The following is a 19,887-nucleotide window of genomic DNA, read 5'->3' on the forward strand; positions in this document are numbered from 1 at the left end:
ACAAGCTTATTATAAAATAAATTAAATTGTGGATAAGGTAGATCTAAATTGTGAGTTGATCTGGGTTTATACAAAATAATATCGTAATTTATACTCGTTATATTTTATGCTGCCACTGCGATAACCAAGCAAGGGCGGGCTCTTCAGGCACGGGATCTTGTTGTACATCAATTTGGATCTTATCCACAATAGCTGTTGATCCGCATTGTAATAATAGATCGATTATTTTTTCAGGCCCCTGGCAAAATGTGTCGTAGCTCGAATCACCAATGGCGCATAATGCATGTTGTACCGATGTAAGATCCGGCATATTGAGCATTAATTGTTTATAAAAAGGCACTATGTTGTCGGGTAGATCGCCCGCTCCATGGGTAGAACTTACAATGATCCACACTGAAAAGTCGTTTAATTGATCCCATTGTGGGTCAATAAACACCTCTGTTTGGTGATTTAATTGGGCTAATTGTTCTGCCATTTCATCGGCGACATATTCTGAGCTGCCCAATGTGGTACCCACTAATAATGCTATTTTTGCCATTTTTACTCCAAATTGTTGCTTAATTTGATTAGATATTCGTCAGGTTTACGTGATTTAGGGTTATTTTACTCACTCATTTACCCTTAATGTTGGCTTATTTACACTTTTTACCTCGAAATAAGCGGTTTATTTGGCTGTTTTATTGATGTAGTGCTTTTTCAGCGATAAAAAAACGAGCCATAAAAGGCTCGTTTTGGGTGATTGTTAACATTAGCTCAGTGTTATTTGATCTTTAAATAGTTAGCATGAAAGCGCAGGTGCTGTTCAATAAATGTCGAGATAAAGTAGTAGCTATGGTCATATCCTGGCTGCATTCTTAACTCGAGAGGGTATTCTTTTAGCTGTGCGATTTTTTCTAATGTATGAGGTTTTAATTGCTCATCTAAAAAGGTGTCATTGGTACCAATATCCACCAGCGCGGGGACAAATTGTTGGCTATTTTGCATCAACTCACAGCTATCATATTGTTGCCATTGTTGTTGATCATCGCCTAAATAACCTCGAAATGCTTTTATTCCCCAAGGGCAATCCATCGGATTACAAATAGGGCTAAATGCTGATACGCTTTTGTATTGGTTAGGATTTTTTAATGCTATCGTTAATGCGCCATGGCCGCCCATTGAGTGGCCACTTATGCTACGTTGGTTAGTTACCGGGAAATGCGCTTCAATGATTGCTGGTAGTTCAGACACCACGTAATCATACATTTTATAATGCTGAGCGAACGGTGGTTTAGTGGCATTGAGGTAAAATCCTGCGCCTAAACCAAAGTCATATGCGCCGTCTTTATCGTCGGCAACCCCTTCGCCACGTGGGCTCGTGTCTGGTGCAACAATGGCAATACCAAGTTCTGCGGCTATGCGCTGTGCGCCGGCTTTTTGCATAAAGTTTTCGTCAGTACAGGTTAGCCCTGATAACCAATACAGTACGGGCACATTTTGCTGTTCAGCTTGTGGCGGTAAGTAAATAGCAAAACGCATCGTGCAATTGAGTGCTGTTGAAGAATGAGTATATTGTTTATGCCAGCCACCAAATGCTTTGGTGCTGCTGATATTTTCAATGGTCATGTTGGGTCCTCATAAAATAAATGCAGTTAATTGTTGAATTAACTGCATTGTTATTTGAGTTAAAGAGCTGATTATTTATTAAAGTGAATAACGCTGCGGATACTTTCGCCTTTATGCATTAAATCAAATGCATCGTTAATCCCTTCAAGACCCATGGTGTGAGTAATAAAGTGGTCTAACTTAAACTCGCCAGCTAGGTATTGTTCAACTATACCCGGTAATTCACTGCGTCCTTTAACGCCACCAAATGCACTGCCACGCCATACTCGGCCGGTGACTAATTGGAATGGACGAGTTGAAATTTCTTGGCCAGCACCTGCAACACCAATAATGACAGACTCACCCCATCCTTTGTGACAACATTCTAATGCACTGCGCATCACGTTAACGTTACCAATACATTCAAATGAGAAATCAACGCCACCATCGGTCATTTCAACAATGACATCCTGAATAGGCTTATCGAAGTTTTTAGGATTAATGCAGTCAGTTGCCCCAAGTTTTTTAGCTAATTCAAACTTAGATTCATTTAAGTCGATACCAATAATTCGGCTGGCGCCAGCCATGGTAGCGCCAATAATGGCAGATAGGCCGATGCCGCCTAGACCAAAGATTGCCACAGTATCGCCTTTTTGTACTTTTGCTGTTTTTAGTACAGCGCCCATACCGGTCGTGACACCACAGCCTAATAAACAGACTTCTTCTAGCGGTGCTGTTGGATTCACTTTAGCTAATGAAATTTCGGGTAATACTGTGTATTCAGAAAAAGTAGAGCAACCCATGTAGTGGAAAATAGGCTCGCCATCTTTAAAGAAACGCGTGGTGCCATCTGGCATTAAGCCTTTACCTTGTGTAGCACGTACAGCGCTGCATAGGTTGGTTTTACCAGAAGTACAGAACTTACATTTACCACATTCTGCTGTGTATAACGGAATAACATGGTCGCCGACTTTTACACTGGTAACGCCTTCGCCAACCATATGAACAATCCCGCCACCTTCATGGCCAAGAATTGCTGGAAATACGCCTTCAGGATCATCACCAGATAAGGTAAATGCATCGGTATGACATACGCCAGATGCCACAATACGCACCATGACTTCACCGGCTTTTGGGTACATTACATCGACTTCTTCAACCGATAATGGTTGACCTGGCCCCCAAGCAATTGCGGCTTTGGATTTAATAAATTGTGCAGACATAGATAGCTTCCTTAAACGTAATACCATGAATGATGGATAATTAGCATCACTACAGTGTAGTGTATTTATCCATTGTATTTCTTTATCATTGATTGATAATCAGCATGTTTTGCAAATGACTTTTACGAGAATGTAATAATGATGCAGTGGGAAGGGATTTTTGAGTTTGTTGCAGTGGCAGAAACCGACAGTTTTACTGCGGCTGGTAAACGTTTAAGTATTTCTACGGCGCAAGTGAGCCGCCAGGTGAGCCAACTTGAAAACCGCCTAAACACTAAATTGTTTTATCGCACAACTCGCAAGGTATCGTTAACCGAGGAGGGCTCGGTTTATTATCGGCATTGTCGCCAGGTATTAGACAGTCTTGATGAAGCTGAACGGGCCATTTCGAGTTTAAAAGATAAACCCCAGGGCTTAATTAGGATGACAGCGCCTGTTACCTATGGTGAAAATTTTGTTATGCCGATTGTTATCGATTTTATGCAGCAATATCGCGATATTGAAGTGGTGTGCGAGTTAACTAATCGTCAGCTTGATCTTGTAGAAGGTGGTTTTGATTTAGCTATTAGGCTAGGGCGGTTATCTAATTCGTCAATGATGGCGAAACGTTTAACCAGTCGCAGTCAATTTGTGTGTGCTGCTCCTAGCTACATTGCTCAATTTGGTACGCCTTATACCTTGTCGGAATTGAGCCAGCATAATTGCTTAATTGGCAGTCAATCACATTGGCATTTCATTGATCAGGGCAAGCCTAGAGCCGTTAAAGTGAGTGGTTCGCTGAGTTGCAGTAGTGGTTTAAGTTTATTATCTGCAGCAATAAAAGGGCTGGGGATTGTGCAGCTACCCGGTTATTACGTTAATGATGTTATTGAAACTGGGGAGTTGGTGGTGTTATTAGCACCTTACCAGCAACCTAAAGAAGGCATTTGGGCCTTGTATCCACACAACCGTCACTTATCGCCTAAAGTGCGGCTGCTTGTGGATAAATTAGCGCAAGATTTGTAATCAGCGAGCCATTGTTTGGTAGTAGCGGTTTATTTGTGCTTTGGGCAAACTCGATATTTTATTGATAATATCCAAGGTTATAAGATGGTTTGGCAGTTGCTGCTGTAGTAAATCGAGTTGATGTAACCAAAGGTGGCTAGTCATGGTGGCGTCAGCTAGGGCGCGGTGAAACACTCCATCGTTTGGTAACTGATGATAACTGACTAACGTGCCAAGTTGATGATTAGGCGCATCTTGGCTGATGCGACGCGATAACAACAATGAGCAAGCAAATTGGCCTGTGTAGTGCAGCTTATTATGCTTAAATTCAGCATCTAAGAATTTTTTATCAAAGCTGGCGTTGTGCGCCACTAAATTGAATCCGTCGATAAACTTGGCAAATTGTGCCATCACTTCTTTAGATGATGGCGCGTGTTTAAGCATATTGTTGCTAATACCTGTGTATTGTTCAATAAAGCTGTTAACCCGCTTGCCTGGGTTTATTAGCTCTTGAAAGGTGTCCACTATTTGGCCATCAACTAACTTTACCGCACCAATTTCAATAGCTCTGTCACCATTGTCTGGTGATAAACCTGTGGTTTCAAAGTCGAGTACCACAACTTGATTGGCCAATGTCATGTGTTTATTCCTATTGAGCTATACGCTACTTGCCTATACAGAAGGAACTGAAGATTTTGCCTAGCAGATCATCTGACGTAAATTTACCGGTAATTTCTGATAGCGCCATTTGGCACATGCGTAACTCTTCCGCCAGTAGTTCGCCGGCAAGATACACTTCAAGTTGTTCTTTGCCTAATTGTAGGTGACTTGCGGCTAAATCTAAGGCTTCTAAGTGACGACGACGGGCAATAAAGCCACCTTCTAGGTTACTTTGATAACCCATTAAGGTTTTAAGGTGTTGTTTTAACTCTTCAACCCCAAGGCCTGTTTTGGCAGAAATACGGTAAACATCGTATCCTTGCTCTTGTGACATATCGAGCGTTTCACCGGTTAAATCTGCTTTGTTACGCACAACTGTAACACCTAATCTTGAAGGTAAACGGTCAATAAAGTCGGGCCAAATATCATGCGGATTTACAGCGTTTGTAGTGGTACCATCAACCATAAACAACACTCTATCTGCGCTGGCAATTTCTGCCCACGCGCGTTCAATACCAATTTGCTCAACGGTATCTGTGGTGTCACGTAATCCTGCTGTGTCGATAATGTGCAGTGGCATGCCATCAAGGTGAATATGCTCACGCAGTACATCACGGGTGGTGCCGGCTATTTCGGTAACAATGGCTGACTCTTTACCTGCTAAGGCATTAAGTAAGCTAGATTTACCTGCATTAGGACGACCTGCAATGACGACTTTCATGCCTTCGCGAATAATCGAACCTTGTTTAGCACTGGCTTGAACGGTAGTGAGTTTGTCGATAATGCGATATAAGGCGTTGGCAATTTTACCATCAGATAAAAAGTCGACTTCTTCATCTGGGAAATCAATTGCGGCTTCAACATACAAGCGAAGATTAGTGACTTGTTCTACTAGTTCATGCACTTCTTTTGAAAACTCACCCTGGAGTGATTGCAAAGCGCTTTTTGCGGCTTGTTCACTGGTGGCATCAATTAAGTCGGCAATCGCTTCTGCCTGAGTTAAATCAAGCTTGTCGTTTAAAAAGGCTTGCTCGCTAAACTCCCCTGGTTTTGCTATGCGAATACCGTCAATTTCTAACACTCGTTTTATTAGCATATCGAGCACAATTTGGCCGCCGTGGCCTTGCAGCTCTAGTACGTCTTCGCCTGTAAATGAATTTGGGCCTTTAAAAAACAGCGCAATACCTTGGTCAATGACGTGGCCATCACTACTGTTAAAATCACAATATTCGGCATAACGGGTTTTAGGTACATGACCAATAATGGCGTTCGCCACATTACTGGCTAAGTCACCTGATACACGAATAATCCCCACACCGCCGCGTCCTGGTGCGGTGGCCTGCGCTACAATAGTGTCTGTTGTCACGGTAGATACCTGCTAAATCATTAAAGGAAAAGGCGGCCTATTAAGCCGCCTTTTTATTCATTTAACTACTAAATGAGTTAACTGTTGAGCTTGGGCTTATTTTAAGCCTTTTTTCTCTAAACCTGCATAAATAATCTTCTGCTGGGTAATAGCAACTAAGTTACCCACTAACCAGTAAAGTACTAGACCTGCTGGGAACCATAAGAAGAATACCGTAAAGATAACAGGCATCCACTGCATCATTTTGACTTGCATAGGATCCATTGTCGGTGCCATAGGTTGCATTTTCTGCATCAACCACATTGAAACACCCATTAGCAATGGTAATACGTAGTATGGATCTTGGACTGATAAGTCATTAATCCAAAGCATGAACGGCGCGTGGCGTAGCTCATAGCTTTCAAGTAATACCCAGTACAATGCGATGAAGATTGGCATTTGTAACAAAATAGGTAAGCAACCGCCCATAGGGTTTACTTTCTCTTTTTTGTACAGTTCCATCATGGCTTGACCCATCTTTTGACGGTCATCGCCAAAGCGTTCTTTCATCTCAGTTAATTTTGGCTGTAAATTACGCATTTTAGCCATTGACGTGTACTGAGCTTTAGTTAGTGGATATAACAAACCACGAACGGTTAGGGTAATTAAAATAATTGCCATACCCCAGTTACCCACAAATGATTGATAGAACATCAATAACCAGTGGATTGGTACTGCTAACCACCACAAGAAACCATAATCAACCACTAGGTTTAACGTTTCAGAGATTTCTGAAAGGGCTTTTTGGTTTTTAGGGCCTACATAAAATTGTGAGCTAATTTTTTGAGTTACACCTGGTGCGATATCATATACCGCGCCACGGAAACCTATGTTAGCTAAGCCACCAGCGCTCACACTTGAAAATATGGTGTTTGAATCTGTCGCAGGTGGGATCCATGCTGACACAAAGTAGTGCTGTAACATTGCCGCCCAACCACCTAGTGTAACTTTACCTAGGTTTTTGTCTGCCATGTCTTCAAAGTCATACTTTTCGTAGCGAGTATCTTGTGTTGAGAACGCCGCACCACGATAAGTAGGCATCATCATGCTGCTTTCAGATTCTTTGATGGTCTGTTTTATTTGACCATACATTTGCACTTGTAACGGCGCATCTGACGTGTTGTTTATGCTGTAATCAACGCCAACATCATACTGACCACGGGTAAAGGTAAAGGTTTTTACGTAAGTCACACCGTTATCAGCGGTAAAAGTCAATGGAACCGATAGGGTGTCTTGACCGTCAGCTAATGTATAAGAGGTTTGTTGTGCAGCAAAGGCGGCACGACCTTTAGCGCTGCTATCAATACCGTTACGACCAATTAAACCACTTTGGGCGATGTAAGTATTTGTGTTGGTTTGTTCAAGGATGATAAAAGGATCATCTTTGTCAATTTCAACTTTATGTGTAACCAATGCGGCATAAACGATGTCACCACCAACTGGGCTGATTTTAATATCAAGCTGGTCTGTGCTAACCGTAATTAAGTTTTTAGTTGCAGGTAAATCAACTGGCATACCAGTTGAGTCTGCTTCAGGGACGTCTGCACCGTTAATTGTTGCAGCGTTTGTTTGGGTAACAGTTTGTTGCGCTACCGGTTGTGGTGCTTTGTCTGTTTGCCATTGTTGCCACATTAAAAAGCTGACAAACAGCAAGCCGATTAGCAATATATTGCGTTGAGATTCCATAGCCTATTTATTACACCTGTCATTTTTAGGGGGGACGGGATCACTACCGCCGGGATGTAAAGGGTGACATTTTAATATGCGTTTGATTGCAAACCAACTACCTTTCACTGTTCCGTGTGTTTTTATTGCTTCAATCGCATAATAAGAACAAGTTGGATCGAACCGGCACTTCGGTCCCAGTAAAGGGCTTATAAAAATTTGATAACCACGGATAACCGTGGTTGCTAGCCATTGTAACGGCGACTGAGTTTTCGCCATAGCTTTTCTATCAATTTGTGTAGTTCTGCATTTTCCATTTCCATCACGCCATTTCTGACTAATACGACGATATCAATATTAGGAATATCGTGTTGATGTAAACGAAAACTATCTCTTATCACACGTTTAATACGGTTACGTTGGTTAGCACGTTTTACAAAACGTTTAGCCACAGTTAACCCTAAGCGAGGATGTTGCTCTGAATTTGGAATAGCGAGCAGAGTTATTTCAGCAGAGGATGCTTTGATTGGATTGGAGAATACAGATTTAAATTGCGCGGGAGTTAACAAACGTAACTCCCGCGTAAAGGTATAGCTAGTCACCTAGTTATCTACTTACGCAGATAAACGAGCGCGACCTTTCGCACGACGACGTGCAAGCACCTTACGGCCGCCTGCAGTGGCCATACGAGCGCGGAAGCCGTGAGAACGCTTGCGCTTCAGGTTGCTAGGTTGAAAAGTACGTTTACTCATGATGGCAATCCGTCTTTGTTAGTGAATTTACCTTAGCTCCAACATTAGAGGTAAGGGCAAAAAAGAGGCCGAATTGTAATCACTTTAATTACTATCGTCAATAACGAAAGTGGTTATATGATGAATTTCTGCCAATCTTTCTTTGATGCTATATACAAAAAAGCACCATAAGATGTGGATAAGTCTGTGTACAGACACTATATCTTGTGGATCTTTGTGTGTTTAAGCAGATCAAAGCTGGCGTATTATAGATCAATGTGGATCGGTTAATAAAGCTGGATTTGCATCATATTTACAATAAATGGATCGATTTTGATCTTTCATGATCCCAGATATCCACATAGAATGATCTTGCTGGGGATAATTCTGTTTTTAAGGATAGCGATCATTGTGATCTCACTATAGAATACACTTCCTTTGACTAAAGATATTTGGGGATAAATAAGTGGCGGTTTCACTTTGGCAACAATGTATCGGCAGACTGCAAGATGAATTATCAGCTCAGCAGTTCAGTATGTGGATCCGTCCGTTACAGGCTGAAATGGATGGTGATACGTTGGTTTTGTATGCGCCAAATCGTTTTGTACTCGATTGGGTACGCGATAAATACATTAATATCATTAATCAATTTTTTACTGAACAAATGGGCAGCGATGCGCCTAAGTTACGTTTTGATATTGGTAGCCGTCCGTCAGCACGTCCTGTTGCTCCTGCGCCTGTAGCCGCTAAACCTGTGAGCAGCCAAACCAGAGCACAGGTTGGAACCACGTCATTTAATACCCAAGCAGAACCTATAGCGAATGCCAATCACCGCAGTAATATTAATCCAACTTATCAGTTTGATAACTTCGTTGAAGGTAAGTCAAACCAACTTGGTAAAGCTGCTGCATTACAGGTGTCTGAAAACCCAGGTGGCGCCTATAACCCGTTATTTTTATATGGTGGCACTGGTTTAGGTAAAACTCACTTATTGCATGCAGTTGGTAATGGGATCATTAAAAATAATCCTAATGCTAAAGTGGTGTATATGCATTCTGAGCGTTTTGTACAGGACATGGTCAAAGCCTTACAAAATAATGCAATAGAAGAATTTAAGCGTTATTACCGCAGTGTCGATGCTCTGTTTATTGACGATATTCAATTTTTTGCCAACAAAGATCGTTCTCAAGAAGAATTTTTCCATACCTTCAATGCTTTGCTAGAAGGTAATCATCAAATTATTTTAACTTCAGACCGTTATCCTAAAGAGATCGACGGTGTTGAAGATCGCTTAAAATCGCGCTTTGGTTGGGGATTAACGGTTGCCATTGAGCCACCAGAGTTAGAAACCCGCGTGGCGATTTTAATGCGTAAAGCACAAGAGAGTGGCATTAACCTGCCTGATGAAGTGGCTTTCTTTATTGCTAAGCGTTTACGCTCAAACGTTCGCGAGCTTGAAGGGGCGCTAAACCGCGTTATTGCTAATGCCAACTTTACTGGCCGTCCAATTACCATTGATTTTGTGCGCGAAGCGTTACGTGATCTCTTGGCACTGCAAGAAAAATTAGTCACTATAGACAATATTCAGAAGACAGTTGCTGAATACTACAAAATAAAAATGGCAGATATGCTGTCTAAACGTCGTTCACGCAGTGTGGCAAGACCACGACAAGTGGCGATGGCACTATCTAAAGAACTCACTAACCAAAGCTTGCCAGAAATTGGTGATGCCTTTGGTGGTCGTGACCATACGACGGTATTGCATGCTTGTCGTAAAATTGCGCAACTGCGTGAAGAGAGTCATGACATTAAAGAAGATTACGCTAACTTGATTAGAACTTTGTCTTCTTAATTCAGGGAATGTAGAACGATGAAATTTTCAATTGATAGGGATGCCCTATTAAAGCCGTTACAACTTGTGTGTGGCGCGGTAGAGCGCAGACACAATTTACCTATTCTTGCTAATTTACTAGTAGAAGTTAGTGAAGACTCACTTAGGCTAACGGGCACAGACTTAGAGGTTGAGCTTGTTGGTCAAGCGGCTATACATGGAGATATTATTATTGGCCGTACAACGGTACCTGCTAAAAAATTACTCGATATTGTTAAGTCTCTTCCTGAACAAAGCGAATTAAAAGTAGAACAACAAGATGGTAAATGGTTGTTACGCTCAGGTCGTAGTCGTTTTTCATTGGCAACATTACCCGCTGAAGATTACCCCAATGTTGAGGCTTTCCAGGCTGATATTGAATTTAGCCTAAAGCAGGGGGTATTAAAGTCGATTATTGACTCTACTCAGTTTTCAATGGCTAACCAGGATGTGCGTTATTATCTCAACGGTTTACTATTTGAAACTGAAGGTAATACCTTGCGTGCTATTGCTACCGATGGACATCGTTTAGCTTTAAGCCACCGCTTTGTTGATGTGACTTTGCCTGAAAAACAAGTGATTGTGCCTCGTAAAGGGGTGGTAGAAATGGCGCGTTTACTTGAAAATGACGACCAGGATATTACTATCGCCATTGGTGATAACGCCATTCGCGCTATTACCAGTTCAGCTGTTTTTACCAGTAAATTAGTTGATGGCCGTTTTCCTGATTACCGCCGGGTACTACCAAAAGGTGGCAATAAGGTGGTGATAGCTAGCCGTAATCAATTAAAACAAGCATTAACTCGTGCGTCTATTTTGTCTAACGAAAAATTCCGCGGTGTTCGTATTCAACTTGAACCTGGTTTATTGAAAATTACTGCCAATAACCCTGAGCAAGAAGAAGCCGAAGAAATCATTGACGTTGATTATGATTCAGATAAGTTAGAAATAGGCTTTAACGTAAGTTACCTTCTCGATGTACTGAACAACCTCGCCAGTGATGACGTGCGTATAACCCTTATTGATGGTAACTCAAGTGCATTGATAGAAAACCACAAAGAAGAAGATTCTATGTACGTGGTGATGCCAATGCGTTTGTAATATGTTTTTTATTGACAAAGAGGGTGCTGCAAAGCACCTTCTTTGTCTGAACTGCTTTATTTGGTTATCACAATAGGTGTTCATGAGTTTATCGCGCATTACCATAGAGTCATTTCGTAATATCAATTCGGCATCACTTAATCTAAGTGATGGATTAAATTTGATTTATGGCCAAAATGGCAGCGGTAAAACCAGTATTTTAGAAGCGATTTACTTTTTAGGTATGGGGCGTTCTTTTCGCAGTCATTTATCACAACGAGTGATCAATAATGATGATGATAAACTCACTCTGTTTGCCAATTTAATACAAGATGAGAACGACTGTAAAATCGGACTTCGACGTCATCGAAGTGGTGAGATTGAAGTTAAAATTAATGGCGAAAAAGTCAAACGTCTTTCAACGTTAGCCGAAACGCTCCCTATTCAAGTTATTACCCCCGAAAGTTTTTCGTTATTGTTTGAAGGCCCAAAGGCGCGCAGGCAATTTATTGATTGGGGGGCATTTCATTCTGACCCCCATTTTTACCAAGCTTGGGTAAATGTTCGTAAGGTATTAAAGCAACGCAATCAGTTGCTTAGAAATCAATCATCTTATAGCCAAATACAATTTTGGGATAAAGAGCTGGTACGGTATGCTGAACAGGTAACCGACATACGAAATCAATATGTAGACTCGTTAAATGAGCTACTAAAGGGTATAATCGGAAGGTTTTTACCTCAGGTTGATATTAAGGTTTCTTTTACCCGAGGATGGGACAGCAAAACGGATTTTTCGCAATTACTTGAAAATCAATATCCGCGAGATCTGGCAGCAGGTAATACCGGTAGTGGCCCTCACAAAGCAGATTTACGTTTGCGTGTAGGAAACCTGCCGGTGCAAGATGCGCTGTCTCGTGGACAATTAAAATTATTAGTCTGTGCACTGCGTATTGCACAGGGAAAGTTGCTCAAACAACAGCTAGATAAAAACAGTATTTATTTAGTCGACGATTTACCGTCAGAGTTGGATGCACAGCATAGGCAGCTATTGCTACAGCAGTTATCAGAAACCGGTGCGCAAATTTTTGTCACCGCAATTGATCCGCTTGCGATAGTCGATTCGTTATCTCGCCCTCCAAACAGGATGTTTCATGTGGAGCGTGGTCAGATAACGGTTATTGAATAACAACGAGAGAGAAATATGTCTGAGAATAGTTATGATTCTTCGAGTATCAAGGTTTTAAAAGGCCTTGATGCAGTCCGTAAGAGACCGGGTATGTACATTGGTGATACTGATGACGGCACGGGTCTTCATCACATGGTATTCGAAGTGGTTGATAACTCTATCGATGAAGCGTTAGCTGGCCATTGTAGCGATATCACCATTACTATCCACTCAGATGGTTCTGTCTCTGTAAAAGATGACGGCCGTGGTATTCCAGTTTCTATCCACGAAGAAGAAGGCGTGTCTGCTGCCGAAGTGATTATGACGGTATTGCATGCCGGTGGTAAGTTTGATGATAACTCATACAAGGTGTCGGGTGGTCTTCACGGTGTCGGTGTGTCGGTGGTTAACGCTTTATCTGAAAAACTACAGTTAACAATTCGTCGTGCTGGTAAAATTTATGAGCAATTTTACACTCATGGTGTGCCAAATGAGCCAATTAAAGAAATTGGCGATGCGGTTAAAACCGGTACTGAAATTCGTTTTTGGCCAAGTGCGCAAACTTTTTCTGATGTTGAATTTCACTTTGATATTTTAGCTAAACGCGTTCGTGAGTTGTCTTTCTTAAACTCTGGCGTGGGTATTCGTTTGGTTGACGAACGTGATAACAAAGATGAGTTCTTTAAGTACGAAGGCGGTATTAGTGCATTTGTCCATTACCTAAACCGCAACAAAACGCCAGTAAACAAAGATGTATTCCACTTTTCGCAAGAGCGTGAAGACGGTATTACCGTTGAAGTGGCAATGCAGTGGAACGACGGTTATCAAGAAAACATTTTCTGTTTTACTAATAACATTCCTCAGCGCGATGGCGGTACTCACCTTGCTGGTTTCCGGGGTGCATTAACACGTAACTTAAACACTTACATGGAACGTGAAGGGTTTAACAAAAAAGGCAAAACCAGTGCAACCGGTGATGATGCTCGTGAAGGGTTAACCGCGGTTATCTCTGTTAAAGTGCCTGATCCTAAGTTCAGCTCACAAACTAAAGACAAATTAGTCTCTAGCGAAGTGAAAAGTGCTGTAGAACAAACTATGGGTGAGCAGTTAAACGATTACCTATTAGAAAACCCAGCAGATGCTAAGTTGATTGTGGGTAAAATTGTTGATGCCGCCCGTGCTCGTGAAGCTGCGCGTAAAGCGCGTGAAATGACACGTCGTAAAGGCGCATTAGATTTAGGTGGTTTGCCAGGCAAACTGGCTGACTGCCAAGAGAAAGACCCTGGTCTTTCTGAAATATACATAGTGGAAGGGGACTCTGCTGGCGGATCTGCCAAGCAGGGGCGTAACCGTAAAAACCAAGCGATTCTTCCACTTAAAGGTAAAATCTTAAACGTTGAAAAAGCGCGTTTTGACAAGATGTTATCGTCACAAGAAGTGGCCACCTTAATTACCGCATTAGGTTGTGGTATTGGTCGCGACGAATATAATCCGGATAAAACCCGTTACCACAACATCGTTATCATGACCGATGCTGACGTCGACGGCTCGCACATTCGTACTCTGCTGTTGACCTTCTTCTTCCGTCAAATGCCTGAATTGATTGAGCGTGGTTATGTGTATATTGCGCAACCACCTTTGTATAAAGTTAAAAAAGGTAAGCAAGAACAATACCTTAAAGATGAACTGGCGTTAACTGAATACCTAACCACACAAGCGTTAGATGGCACGCATGTTTATCCAAGCCAAGGTGCATTAGGTATGAGCGGAGAGCCGCTTGAACGTTTGGTAAATCAATACCGTGAAGTTGAGAAAATCATTACTCGTTTAGAAAAACGTTTCCCGATGAACTTAACCGATCGCATGTTGTACCATCCAGAAGTAACGCTTGAGATGCTAAGCGACGAAGCTAAAATGACTGCCTGGTGTAAAGCCTTTATTGATGATTTAGTTGAGCGCGAAAGCAGCGGTATTATTTTCTCTGCTAACGTGATTTTAGATCCTGAACGTAAAGTGTACACTCCAAGTGTGACAATTCGTAAGCATGGTATTGATACCAACTTCTTATTTGGTTACGACTTCTTTACTTCAGCCGATTATCAACGTATCGCTAAATTAGGCGCTGCACTTGATGGCATGATTGAAGAAGGTGGTTATGTTCAACGTGGCGAGCGCGTTAAAGAAGTTGAAAGCTTCTTAGAAGCATTAGACTGGACCATGAGCGAAGCAAAACGTGGTTTATACATTCAGCGTTATAAAGGATTGGGTGAAATGAACCCTGAGCAATTGTGGGAAACCACGATGGATCCAGAGTCTCGCCGTATGCTTCGTGTCACTATTGAAGATGCCGTCGCAGCAGATCAACTGTTTACCTGTTTAATGGGTGATCAAGTTGAGCCTCGTCGTGAGTTTATTGAAACTAACGCATTAAATGTGGCTAACTTAGATGTATAGCACGTCTTATTAAAATAAATGGGCGCCTTATGGCGCCCATTTTATTTTTGTTGCTATGATTAAATGATGGGTTTTAATCTAATTTTTATAAGGTTAATTATTGTGGTTACAAGTTTTTTTAAGAAGCTGTTTAATATTCGTGATCGCAATGAGCAAGCTAAATTTACTGGGCATACCGCTGCCGAAAAACGTCAACACACAATACAAAAACAACCTGAGCCGACTATTGAGGTTACGCCAAGGCAGGCTGTCGAATCTCAGCTAGATTTATCGGCATTGTTTTACAGCTTTTTGTTTGCTAATTATCAAACAACTACAGCTGGCATTGCCAATAATCTTGAGCGCAGTGTGATGCATAACATTGAGTTAGCATTAAGCTCACCCCAGGATATTGCTGAAAATGTATTAAAATTACCCAGTAAAATATTTGAGTTAGACAAGAAACTGGCCGATGACAATATTGACACTCAAGAGTTGATACAGCTAATTGAGCAAGATCCATTACTGTGTGTTGAAGTGCTGAAGTTGTGTAATTCGCCAGCGTTTAAACGCTCTGAAAATGAGGTGACAAGTATTCAGCAAGCATTAGTGCAAGTTGGTCGGGTGCAGCTAAGGCAATTTATTACGACCTGTTTAGCTCGTGAGTTAATTGATATAAAACCAATTTATTTTAGGCGGTTTGGGGCTGAAATTTGGCGACATTCAATGCAAGTGGCTTTTTTGGCAAGCGAATTAGCGCCAAGTGAGCAACGCGATAGTGCCTTTTTATTAGGCTTACTGCACGATGTTGGTAAAATTGCGATATTTAAATTGCTGGTGGATGCGTTTTATCAGGCAGAACCAGGCGAACAGCCTAAATCGGCGCTATTTAAGCAAGTTATGACAACTAAATCGTTAACATTAAGTGCTTTGTTAGCTCGATGTTGGAAGTTACCATCACATTTTGAAACGCCATTATCTATTTTAGCCAATAGCAATATTAAGCCTGACGATGACATTGCGTCAGTTATTTGGAAAGCCAACATCATTAGCGAGTGCTCGATGCTGCACCAGTTAGATAAATTACCACAGCCCGCATTGGCTGTTTTGTTAGCACAAATAGAATTAACTGAAGAAGAGTTTTCTGAGTTACACCAAAAATTACTAAAATTTTAGTATTTTATTCATTTTCGATAAGCAATAAAAAAGCGCCAGTCGGCGCTTTTTTGTTGCAGCAATTTCACATTATTGTAGTAGTGAAATTATTGTAGTAGTGAAATTATTGTAGTAGTGAAATTATTGTAGTAGTGAAATTATTGTAGTAGTGAAATTATTGTAGTAGTGAAATATCCGCTACATGCAAAAACTGCTCACGCAGATTAGTTAATAACGCAAGGCGGTTATTTTTCAATGCTTCATCGTCAGCCATGACCATTACATCTTCAAAGAACAGGTCCACGCTTTCACGTAAATCGGCTAATAATGTTAATGCTTGCTGATAATCAGCATTGGCAAACAATGGTGCTAACTGCGGTTGTAGTTGTGCTAACTTTTCTGCCAAGGCTTTTTCAGCGGTTTCTGCTAACAGCGCTTGGTTGATAGTTTCAGGCAGTTCACCTTCAACTTTAGCCAAGATGTTCGACACTCGTTTATTAGCAGCAGCAAGCGCAGCAGAGGCCTCTAAACCACGGAAGTGCGATACCGCTTTAACGCGACTGTCAAAATCTGCAGGACGCGTTGGACGACGAGCCAATACAGCCAAAATCACATCAACTTGAATGCCTTTATCTTGATACCAGCTACGGAAACGCGCCATTAAAAACTCAAGTACGTCTTCGGCTGTATTAGCATTGCTAACATTCTCACCGTGTAACGCTTGTGCTTTAGCGATTAAATCGACTAAATCAAGTGGCAGGTTGTTTTCAACAATAATACGTAAAATACCGATAGCCGCACGGCGAAGTGCAAATGGATCAGCAGCGCCTTTAGGGGCCTGGCCAATACCAAAAATACCCACTAAGGTGTCTAGCTTTTCTGCTAATGCAACAGCGCACGACACGCTTGCTGTTGGTACTGTATCACCAGAAAACTTAGGTTTGTATTGCTCTTCAAGCGCAACGGCTACAGCTTCTGTTTCACCGTCTAGGCGAGCATAATGCGTCCCCATTGTGCCTTGGGTGTCTGTAAACTCCATCACCATGTTGGTCATTAAGTCTGTTTTAGACAATAGGCCAGCGCGGCTTGCATCTGCACTGCTTGTGCTAACAGCTTGACTATCAAGTTGGGTAGCGATAAAGCCTGCAAGTGCTGAAATACGCTCAACACGGGCTCTTAATGTGCCAAGCTGTTTTTGAAACACAACAGTTTCAAGGCTGGTTAGGCGCGACTCAAGTGTTTGCTTTTTGTCAGTATTAAAAAAGAACTCCGCATCAGCTAGACGAGGGCGAACCACTTTTTCGTTACCTGAAATAATTTGCTGTGGATCTTTAGATTCTATGTTGGTCACGAAAATAAAGTTAGGCAATAATTTTCCGGCATTATCAAATACTGGGAAGTATTTCTGGTCGCCTTTCATTGTGTAGACTAAGGCTTCAGATGGCACGGCTAGAAACTTTTCTTCAAAACTGGCGGTTAATACTATTGGCCATTCAACCAACGATGCCACTTCTTCAAGCAAGTCTTCTTGAATATCGGCTACGCCACCAATTTTGGCAGCTGCGGCTTCAGAGTCTGCTTTGATTAGTGACTTACGCAATTGATAGTCTGCCAGTACTTTACCTTGCTCTTTTAACGCAGTTAAGTAGTTGTCGGCATGGTCTAGCTCGAATGTTGCCTGACCCATAAAGCGATGACCGCGAATAACTCGAGCAGATTTAATGCCGAGTAATTCACCTTCAACTAATTCTCCGCCTAATAACATGGTTACTGTGTGCACAGGGCGAATAAATTGCGTTTTATTACTGCCCCAGCGCATTGGTTTGGGTATTGGTAATTTGTCTAGCGCGCGTTGTGCCATTTCGGCTATCAGGGTTTTCGTTTCTACGCCAACCACTTTAGCTTGATGAACCAGCCATTCGCCTTTGTCTGTGACTAAACGCTCAGCTTGATCAACAGTAATACCGTTACCACGAGCCCAACCTTGAGCAGCTTTTGTTGGATTACCGTCTGCATCAAATGCAGAGCTAACAGCAGGGCCGCGTTTTTCAACGACTTTATCTGCTTGTGCTAGTGCTAGACCAACCACGTTAATTGCCAAGCGACGAGGGGCTGCATACCAAAGTGCCGACTCAAATGGTAAGTCTGCTTTGGTGAGTTCATCGGTAAAGTTAGCTAAAAAAGACTCGGCTAATGTACGTAATGATTTTGGTGGTAATTCTTCTGTTCCCACTTCAATGAGTAAGTTTTCAAATTTCATTGGATACCTCTACTTACACATAGGGAAGCCAAGCGCTTCACGTGCTTGATAATAAGATTCAGCAACACCTTTGGCCATGGTGCGAACGCGTAAAATATAACGCTGACGTTCAGTAACCGAAATGGCATGGCGAGCATCAAGTAAGTTGAAAGCGTGTGAGGCCTTCATAACTTGTTCGTAAGCAGGTAGTGGTAGTGGTTTTTCTAGCGACAATAAGTGCTGGCACATTTTTTCGCATTCATCGAACAGGGTGAACATAAAGTCGACATCGGCATGTTCAAAGTTATAAGTTGATTGCTCTACTTCATTTTGATGAAAGATGTCACCATAGGTAACACGGCCCATTGGACCGTCTGTCCAGACAAGATCGTATACACTGTCTACTTCTTGTATGTACATGGCTAAACGCTCAAGGCCATAAGTGATTTCGCCGGTGACTGGGTTACATTCAAGACCACCTACTTGTTGGAAGTAAGTAAACTGTGTTACTTCCATACCGTTAAGCCATACTTCCCAGCCTAATCCCCAAGCACCTAATGTTGGCGATTCCCAGTTATCTTCAACAAAGCGAATATCGTGTATTTTGGTATCAATACCAAGGGCTTCTAGCGAGCCAAGGTAAAGCTCTTGAATGTTGTCTGGTGATGGTTTTAGTACCACCTGGAATTGGTAATAATGTTGTAAGCGGTTAGGGTTCTCACCATAACGTCCATCTGTTGGACGGCGCGACGGTTGCACGTATGCGCTGCTCATTGGCTCTGGGCCTAATGAACGTAAGAACGTCTGCGGGTGAAAAGTACCTGCACCAACTTCCATATCTAGAGGTTGGACAATTGCGCAACCTTGCTGCGCCCAATATTCCTGAAGGGTTAGGATGAAACCCTGAAATGTCTTTACGTCGTGTTTCGTCGTCATGTCTACTGCTATCAGGCTATTAATAGAAAATGGTAATGATTATACCTTGTCGCGCAAGGCAGATGTAGGTTATTTTTTAACGTATGAATAAAAACGTTAATGGAACCGTATAATGCAAGTTAACCGATGTGGCTGGGTAAGTGAAGATCCTTTGTATCAAGATTATCATGATAATGTTTGGGGCAGACCTGAGTACGATGCAAAGCAGTTATTTGCCAAGTTATGTTTAGATGGTCAGCAAGCTGGTTTGTCATGGATTACCATTTTAAAAAAACAAAAAAACTATGAGCAATTATTTGCCGGATTTGAACCTAGTTTGATTGCTGAGTTTGACCAAGACAAAGTAGAAGCATTAATGCTTGAAACTGGGATTGTGCGTAATAGATTAAAAATAAACTCCATTATCAAAAATGCTAAAGCCTATATGGCCTTTGTTGAGCAGGGCAATGACTTTTCTGAATTTTTATGGGGCTTTGTTGGTGGCTCGCCTAAGGTTAACCAGTTCGATTCATTAAGCCAGGTGCCAGCTCAGACTCCAGAATCTGAAGCAATGTCTAAAGCGCTTAAAAAGTTAGGTTTTAATTTTGTTGGGCCTACTATTTGTTATGCCTTTATGCAGGCCGTTGGGATGGTGAATGACCATACAACAGATTGCCATTGCTACGGTCAGTATTGATCATCGATAATATTTATTATGGTTAATAAAAAAGGGTGTTCCACGTGGAACACCCTTTTTCTTTATTCACATTATTTGAGT

Annotated in this window: 18 protein-coding genes; 7 read left to right on the plus strand and 11 right to left on the minus strand. The window is 41.8% G+C overall.

All coding sequences use genetic code 11. The features are described from left to right. Nucleotides 1-97: 97 nt before the first annotated feature. The 3 genes from mioC to K8B83_RS02150 all read right to left on the minus strand — a co-directional run bounded on the left by mioC (nucleotide 98) and on the right by K8B83_RS02150 (nucleotide 2,807). Nucleotides 98-538, minus strand: coding sequence for an FMN-binding protein MioC (gene mioC / locus K8B83_RS02140; RefSeq protein ID WP_188739959.1), 441 nt, complete (start codon nucleotides 536-538; stop codon nucleotides 98-100). A 221-nt stretch (nucleotides 539-759) separates the two neighbouring features. Further along, nucleotides 760-1,605: an S-formylglutathione hydrolase gene (gene fghA, locus K8B83_RS02145; RefSeq protein ID WP_188739960.1), complete on the minus strand. Its 846-nt coding sequence runs from the start codon at nucleotides 1,603-1,605 to the stop codon at nucleotides 760-762. A gap of 71 nt (nucleotides 1,606-1,676) precedes the next feature. Further along, nucleotides 1,677-2,807 (minus strand): S-(hydroxymethyl)glutathione dehydrogenase/class III alcohol dehydrogenase, encoded by a 1,131-nt coding sequence (locus K8B83_RS02150; protein WP_188739961.1) that lies wholly within the window; start codon nucleotides 2,805-2,807, stop codon nucleotides 1,677-1,679. A gap of 138 nt (nucleotides 2,808-2,945) precedes the next feature. Between K8B83_RS02150 and K8B83_RS02155 the strand changes: the two genes are divergently transcribed. After that, nucleotides 2,946-3,812 carry a LysR substrate-binding domain-containing protein gene (locus K8B83_RS02155; RefSeq protein ID WP_223419136.1) on the plus strand — a complete coding sequence of 289 codons (867 nt, stop codon included), beginning with the start codon at nucleotides 2,946-2,948 and terminating at the stop codon, nucleotides 3,810-3,812. Here K8B83_RS02155 and K8B83_RS02160 read toward each other — a convergent pair whose 3' ends face one another. The 6 genes from K8B83_RS02160 to rpmH all read right to left on the minus strand — a co-directional run bounded on the left by K8B83_RS02160 (nucleotide 3,813) and on the right by rpmH (nucleotide 8,273). Next, nucleotides 3,813-4,430: a 3'-5' exonuclease gene (locus K8B83_RS02160; RefSeq protein ID WP_223419137.1), complete on the minus strand. Its 618-nt coding sequence runs from the start codon at nucleotides 4,428-4,430 to the stop codon at nucleotides 3,813-3,815. Nucleotides 4,431-4,455: 25 nt separating this feature from the next. After that, nucleotides 4,456-5,817 carry a tRNA uridine-5-carboxymethylaminomethyl(34) synthesis GTPase MnmE gene (mnmE, locus tag K8B83_RS02165; protein ID WP_188739964.1) on the minus strand — a complete coding sequence of 454 codons (1,362 nt, stop codon included), beginning with the start codon at nucleotides 5,815-5,817 and terminating at the stop codon, nucleotides 4,456-4,458. A gap of 96 nt (nucleotides 5,818-5,913) precedes the next feature. After that, on the minus strand, nucleotides 5,914-7,542 hold the full coding sequence (gene yidC, locus K8B83_RS02170) for a membrane protein insertase YidC (RefSeq protein WP_188739965.1): 1,629 nt from the start codon (nucleotides 7,540-7,542) through the stop codon (nucleotides 5,914-5,916). Nucleotides 7,543-7,545: 3 nt separating this feature from the next. Then, entirely contained in the window at nucleotides 7,546-7,800 is a 255-nt protein-coding gene (gene yidD / locus K8B83_RS02175; protein WP_188739966.1) for a membrane protein insertion efficiency factor YidD, read from the minus strand. After that, nucleotides 7,767-8,123, minus strand: a complete 357-nt coding sequence (gene rnpA, locus K8B83_RS02180; RefSeq protein ID WP_160055730.1) for a ribonuclease P protein component — start codon at nucleotides 8,121-8,123, stop codon at nucleotides 7,767-7,769. Before rnpA ends, yidD begins: the two co-directional genes overlap by 34 nt. A 12-nt stretch (nucleotides 8,124-8,135) precedes the next feature. Then, nucleotides 8,136-8,273 carry a 50S ribosomal protein L34 gene (rpmH, locus tag K8B83_RS02185; protein ID WP_011070423.1) on the minus strand — a complete coding sequence of 46 codons (138 nt, stop codon included), beginning with the start codon at nucleotides 8,271-8,273 and terminating at the stop codon, nucleotides 8,136-8,138. A 445-nt stretch (nucleotides 8,274-8,718) separates the two neighbouring features. Here rpmH and dnaA point away from each other — a divergent pair, with 445 nt between their 5' ends. The 5 genes from dnaA (at nucleotide 8,719) to K8B83_RS02210 (ending at nucleotide 15,976) form a co-directional block, all read left to right on the plus strand. Further along, nucleotides 8,719-10,104, plus strand: a complete 1,386-nt coding sequence (dnaA, locus tag K8B83_RS02190; protein WP_188739967.1) for a chromosomal replication initiator protein DnaA — start codon at nucleotides 8,719-8,721, stop codon at nucleotides 10,102-10,104. Between the two features lie 18 nt (nucleotides 10,105-10,122). Beyond that, entirely contained in the window at nucleotides 10,123-11,223 is a 1,101-nt protein-coding gene (dnaN, locus tag K8B83_RS02195; RefSeq protein ID WP_188739968.1) for a DNA polymerase III subunit beta, read from the plus strand. A gap of 82 nt (nucleotides 11,224-11,305) precedes the next feature. Further along, on the plus strand, nucleotides 11,306-12,388 hold the full coding sequence (recF, locus tag K8B83_RS02200) for a DNA replication/repair protein RecF (protein WP_188739969.1): 1,083 nt from the start codon (nucleotides 11,306-11,308) through the stop codon (nucleotides 12,386-12,388). Between the two features lie 15 nt (nucleotides 12,389-12,403). Beyond that, nucleotides 12,404-14,821 carry a DNA topoisomerase (ATP-hydrolyzing) subunit B gene (gene gyrB / locus K8B83_RS02205; protein ID WP_188739970.1) on the plus strand — a complete coding sequence of 806 codons (2,418 nt, stop codon included), beginning with the start codon at nucleotides 12,404-12,406 and terminating at the stop codon, nucleotides 14,819-14,821. A gap of 102 nt (nucleotides 14,822-14,923) precedes the next feature. Beyond that, nucleotides 14,924-15,976 carry an HDOD domain-containing protein gene (locus K8B83_RS02210; RefSeq protein WP_188739971.1) on the plus strand — a complete coding sequence of 351 codons (1,053 nt, stop codon included), beginning with the start codon at nucleotides 14,924-14,926 and terminating at the stop codon, nucleotides 15,974-15,976. Nucleotides 15,977-16,130: 154 nt separating this feature from the next. Here K8B83_RS02210 and glyS read toward each other — a convergent pair whose 3' ends face one another. Both glyS and glyQ read right to left on the minus strand, forming a co-directional pair. Continuing rightward, a complete protein-coding gene (gene glyS, locus K8B83_RS02215) occupies nucleotides 16,131-18,215 on the minus strand; it encodes a glycine--tRNA ligase subunit beta (protein WP_188739972.1) in 2,085 nt (694 codons plus the stop codon). A 9-nt stretch (nucleotides 18,216-18,224) separates the two neighbouring features. Continuing rightward, entirely contained in the window at nucleotides 18,225-19,130 is a 906-nt protein-coding gene (glyQ, locus tag K8B83_RS02220; RefSeq protein WP_188739973.1) for a glycine--tRNA ligase subunit alpha, read from the minus strand. Nucleotides 19,131-19,242: 112 nt separating this feature from the next. Here glyQ and K8B83_RS02225 point away from each other — a divergent pair, with 112 nt between their 5' ends. Beyond that, nucleotides 19,243-19,806, plus strand: coding sequence for a DNA-3-methyladenine glycosylase I (locus K8B83_RS02225; protein WP_188739974.1), 564 nt, complete (start codon nucleotides 19,243-19,245; stop codon nucleotides 19,804-19,806). The last annotated feature ends 81 nt before the right edge of the window (nucleotides 19,807-19,887 follow it).

This window comes from Shewanella inventionis (assembly GCF_019931735.1).
In the GTDB taxonomy this organism is placed as follows: domain Bacteria; phylum Pseudomonadota; class Gammaproteobacteria; order Enterobacterales; family Shewanellaceae; genus Shewanella; species Shewanella inventionis.

Bases quoted from the DNA above. Each gene is read 5' to 3' on its own strand.
- yidD (WP_188739966.1), bottom strand. From the start codon at position 7,800: ATGGCGAAAACTCAGTCGCCGTTACAATGGCTAGCAACCACGGTTATC.
- K8B83_RS02150 (WP_188739961.1), bottom strand. From the start codon at position 2,807: ATGTCTGCACAATTTATTAAATCCAAAGCCGCAATTGCTTGGGGGCCA.
- rpmH (WP_011070423.1), bottom strand. From the start codon at position 8,273: ATGAGTAAACGTACTTTTCAACCTAGCAACCTGAAGCGCAAGCGTTCT.
- dnaN (WP_188739968.1), top strand. From the start codon at position 10,123: ATGAAATTTTCAATTGATAGGGATGCCCTATTAAAGCCGTTACAACTT.
- fghA (WP_188739960.1), bottom strand. From the start codon at position 1,605: ATGACCATTGAAAATATCAGCAGCACCAAAGCATTTGGTGGCTGGCAT.
- glyS (WP_188739972.1), bottom strand. From the start codon at position 18,215: ATGAAATTTGAAAACTTACTCATTGAAGTGGGAACAGAAGAATTACCA.
- recF (WP_188739969.1), top strand. From the start codon at position 11,306: ATGAGTTTATCGCGCATTACCATAGAGTCATTTCGTAATATCAATTCG.
- K8B83_RS02225 (WP_188739974.1), top strand. From the start codon at position 19,243: ATGCAAGTTAACCGATGTGGCTGGGTAAGTGAAGATCCTTTGTATCAA.
- yidC (WP_188739965.1), bottom strand. From the start codon at position 7,542: ATGGAATCTCAACGCAATATATTGCTAATCGGCTTGCTGTTTGTCAGC.
- glyQ (WP_188739973.1), bottom strand. From the start codon at position 19,130: ATGACGACGAAACACGACGTAAAGACATTTCAGGGTTTCATCCTAACC.
- gyrB (WP_188739970.1), top strand. From the start codon at position 12,404: ATGTCTGAGAATAGTTATGATTCTTCGAGTATCAAGGTTTTAAAAGGC.
- K8B83_RS02155 (WP_223419136.1), top strand. From the start codon at position 2,946: ATGATGCAGTGGGAAGGGATTTTTGAGTTTGTTGCAGTGGCAGAAACC.
- K8B83_RS02160 (WP_223419137.1), bottom strand. From the start codon at position 4,430: ATGACATTGGCCAATCAAGTTGTGGTACTCGACTTTGAAACCACAGGT.
- mioC (WP_188739959.1), bottom strand. From the start codon at position 538: ATGGCAAAAATAGCATTATTAGTGGGTACCACATTGGGCAGCTCAGAA.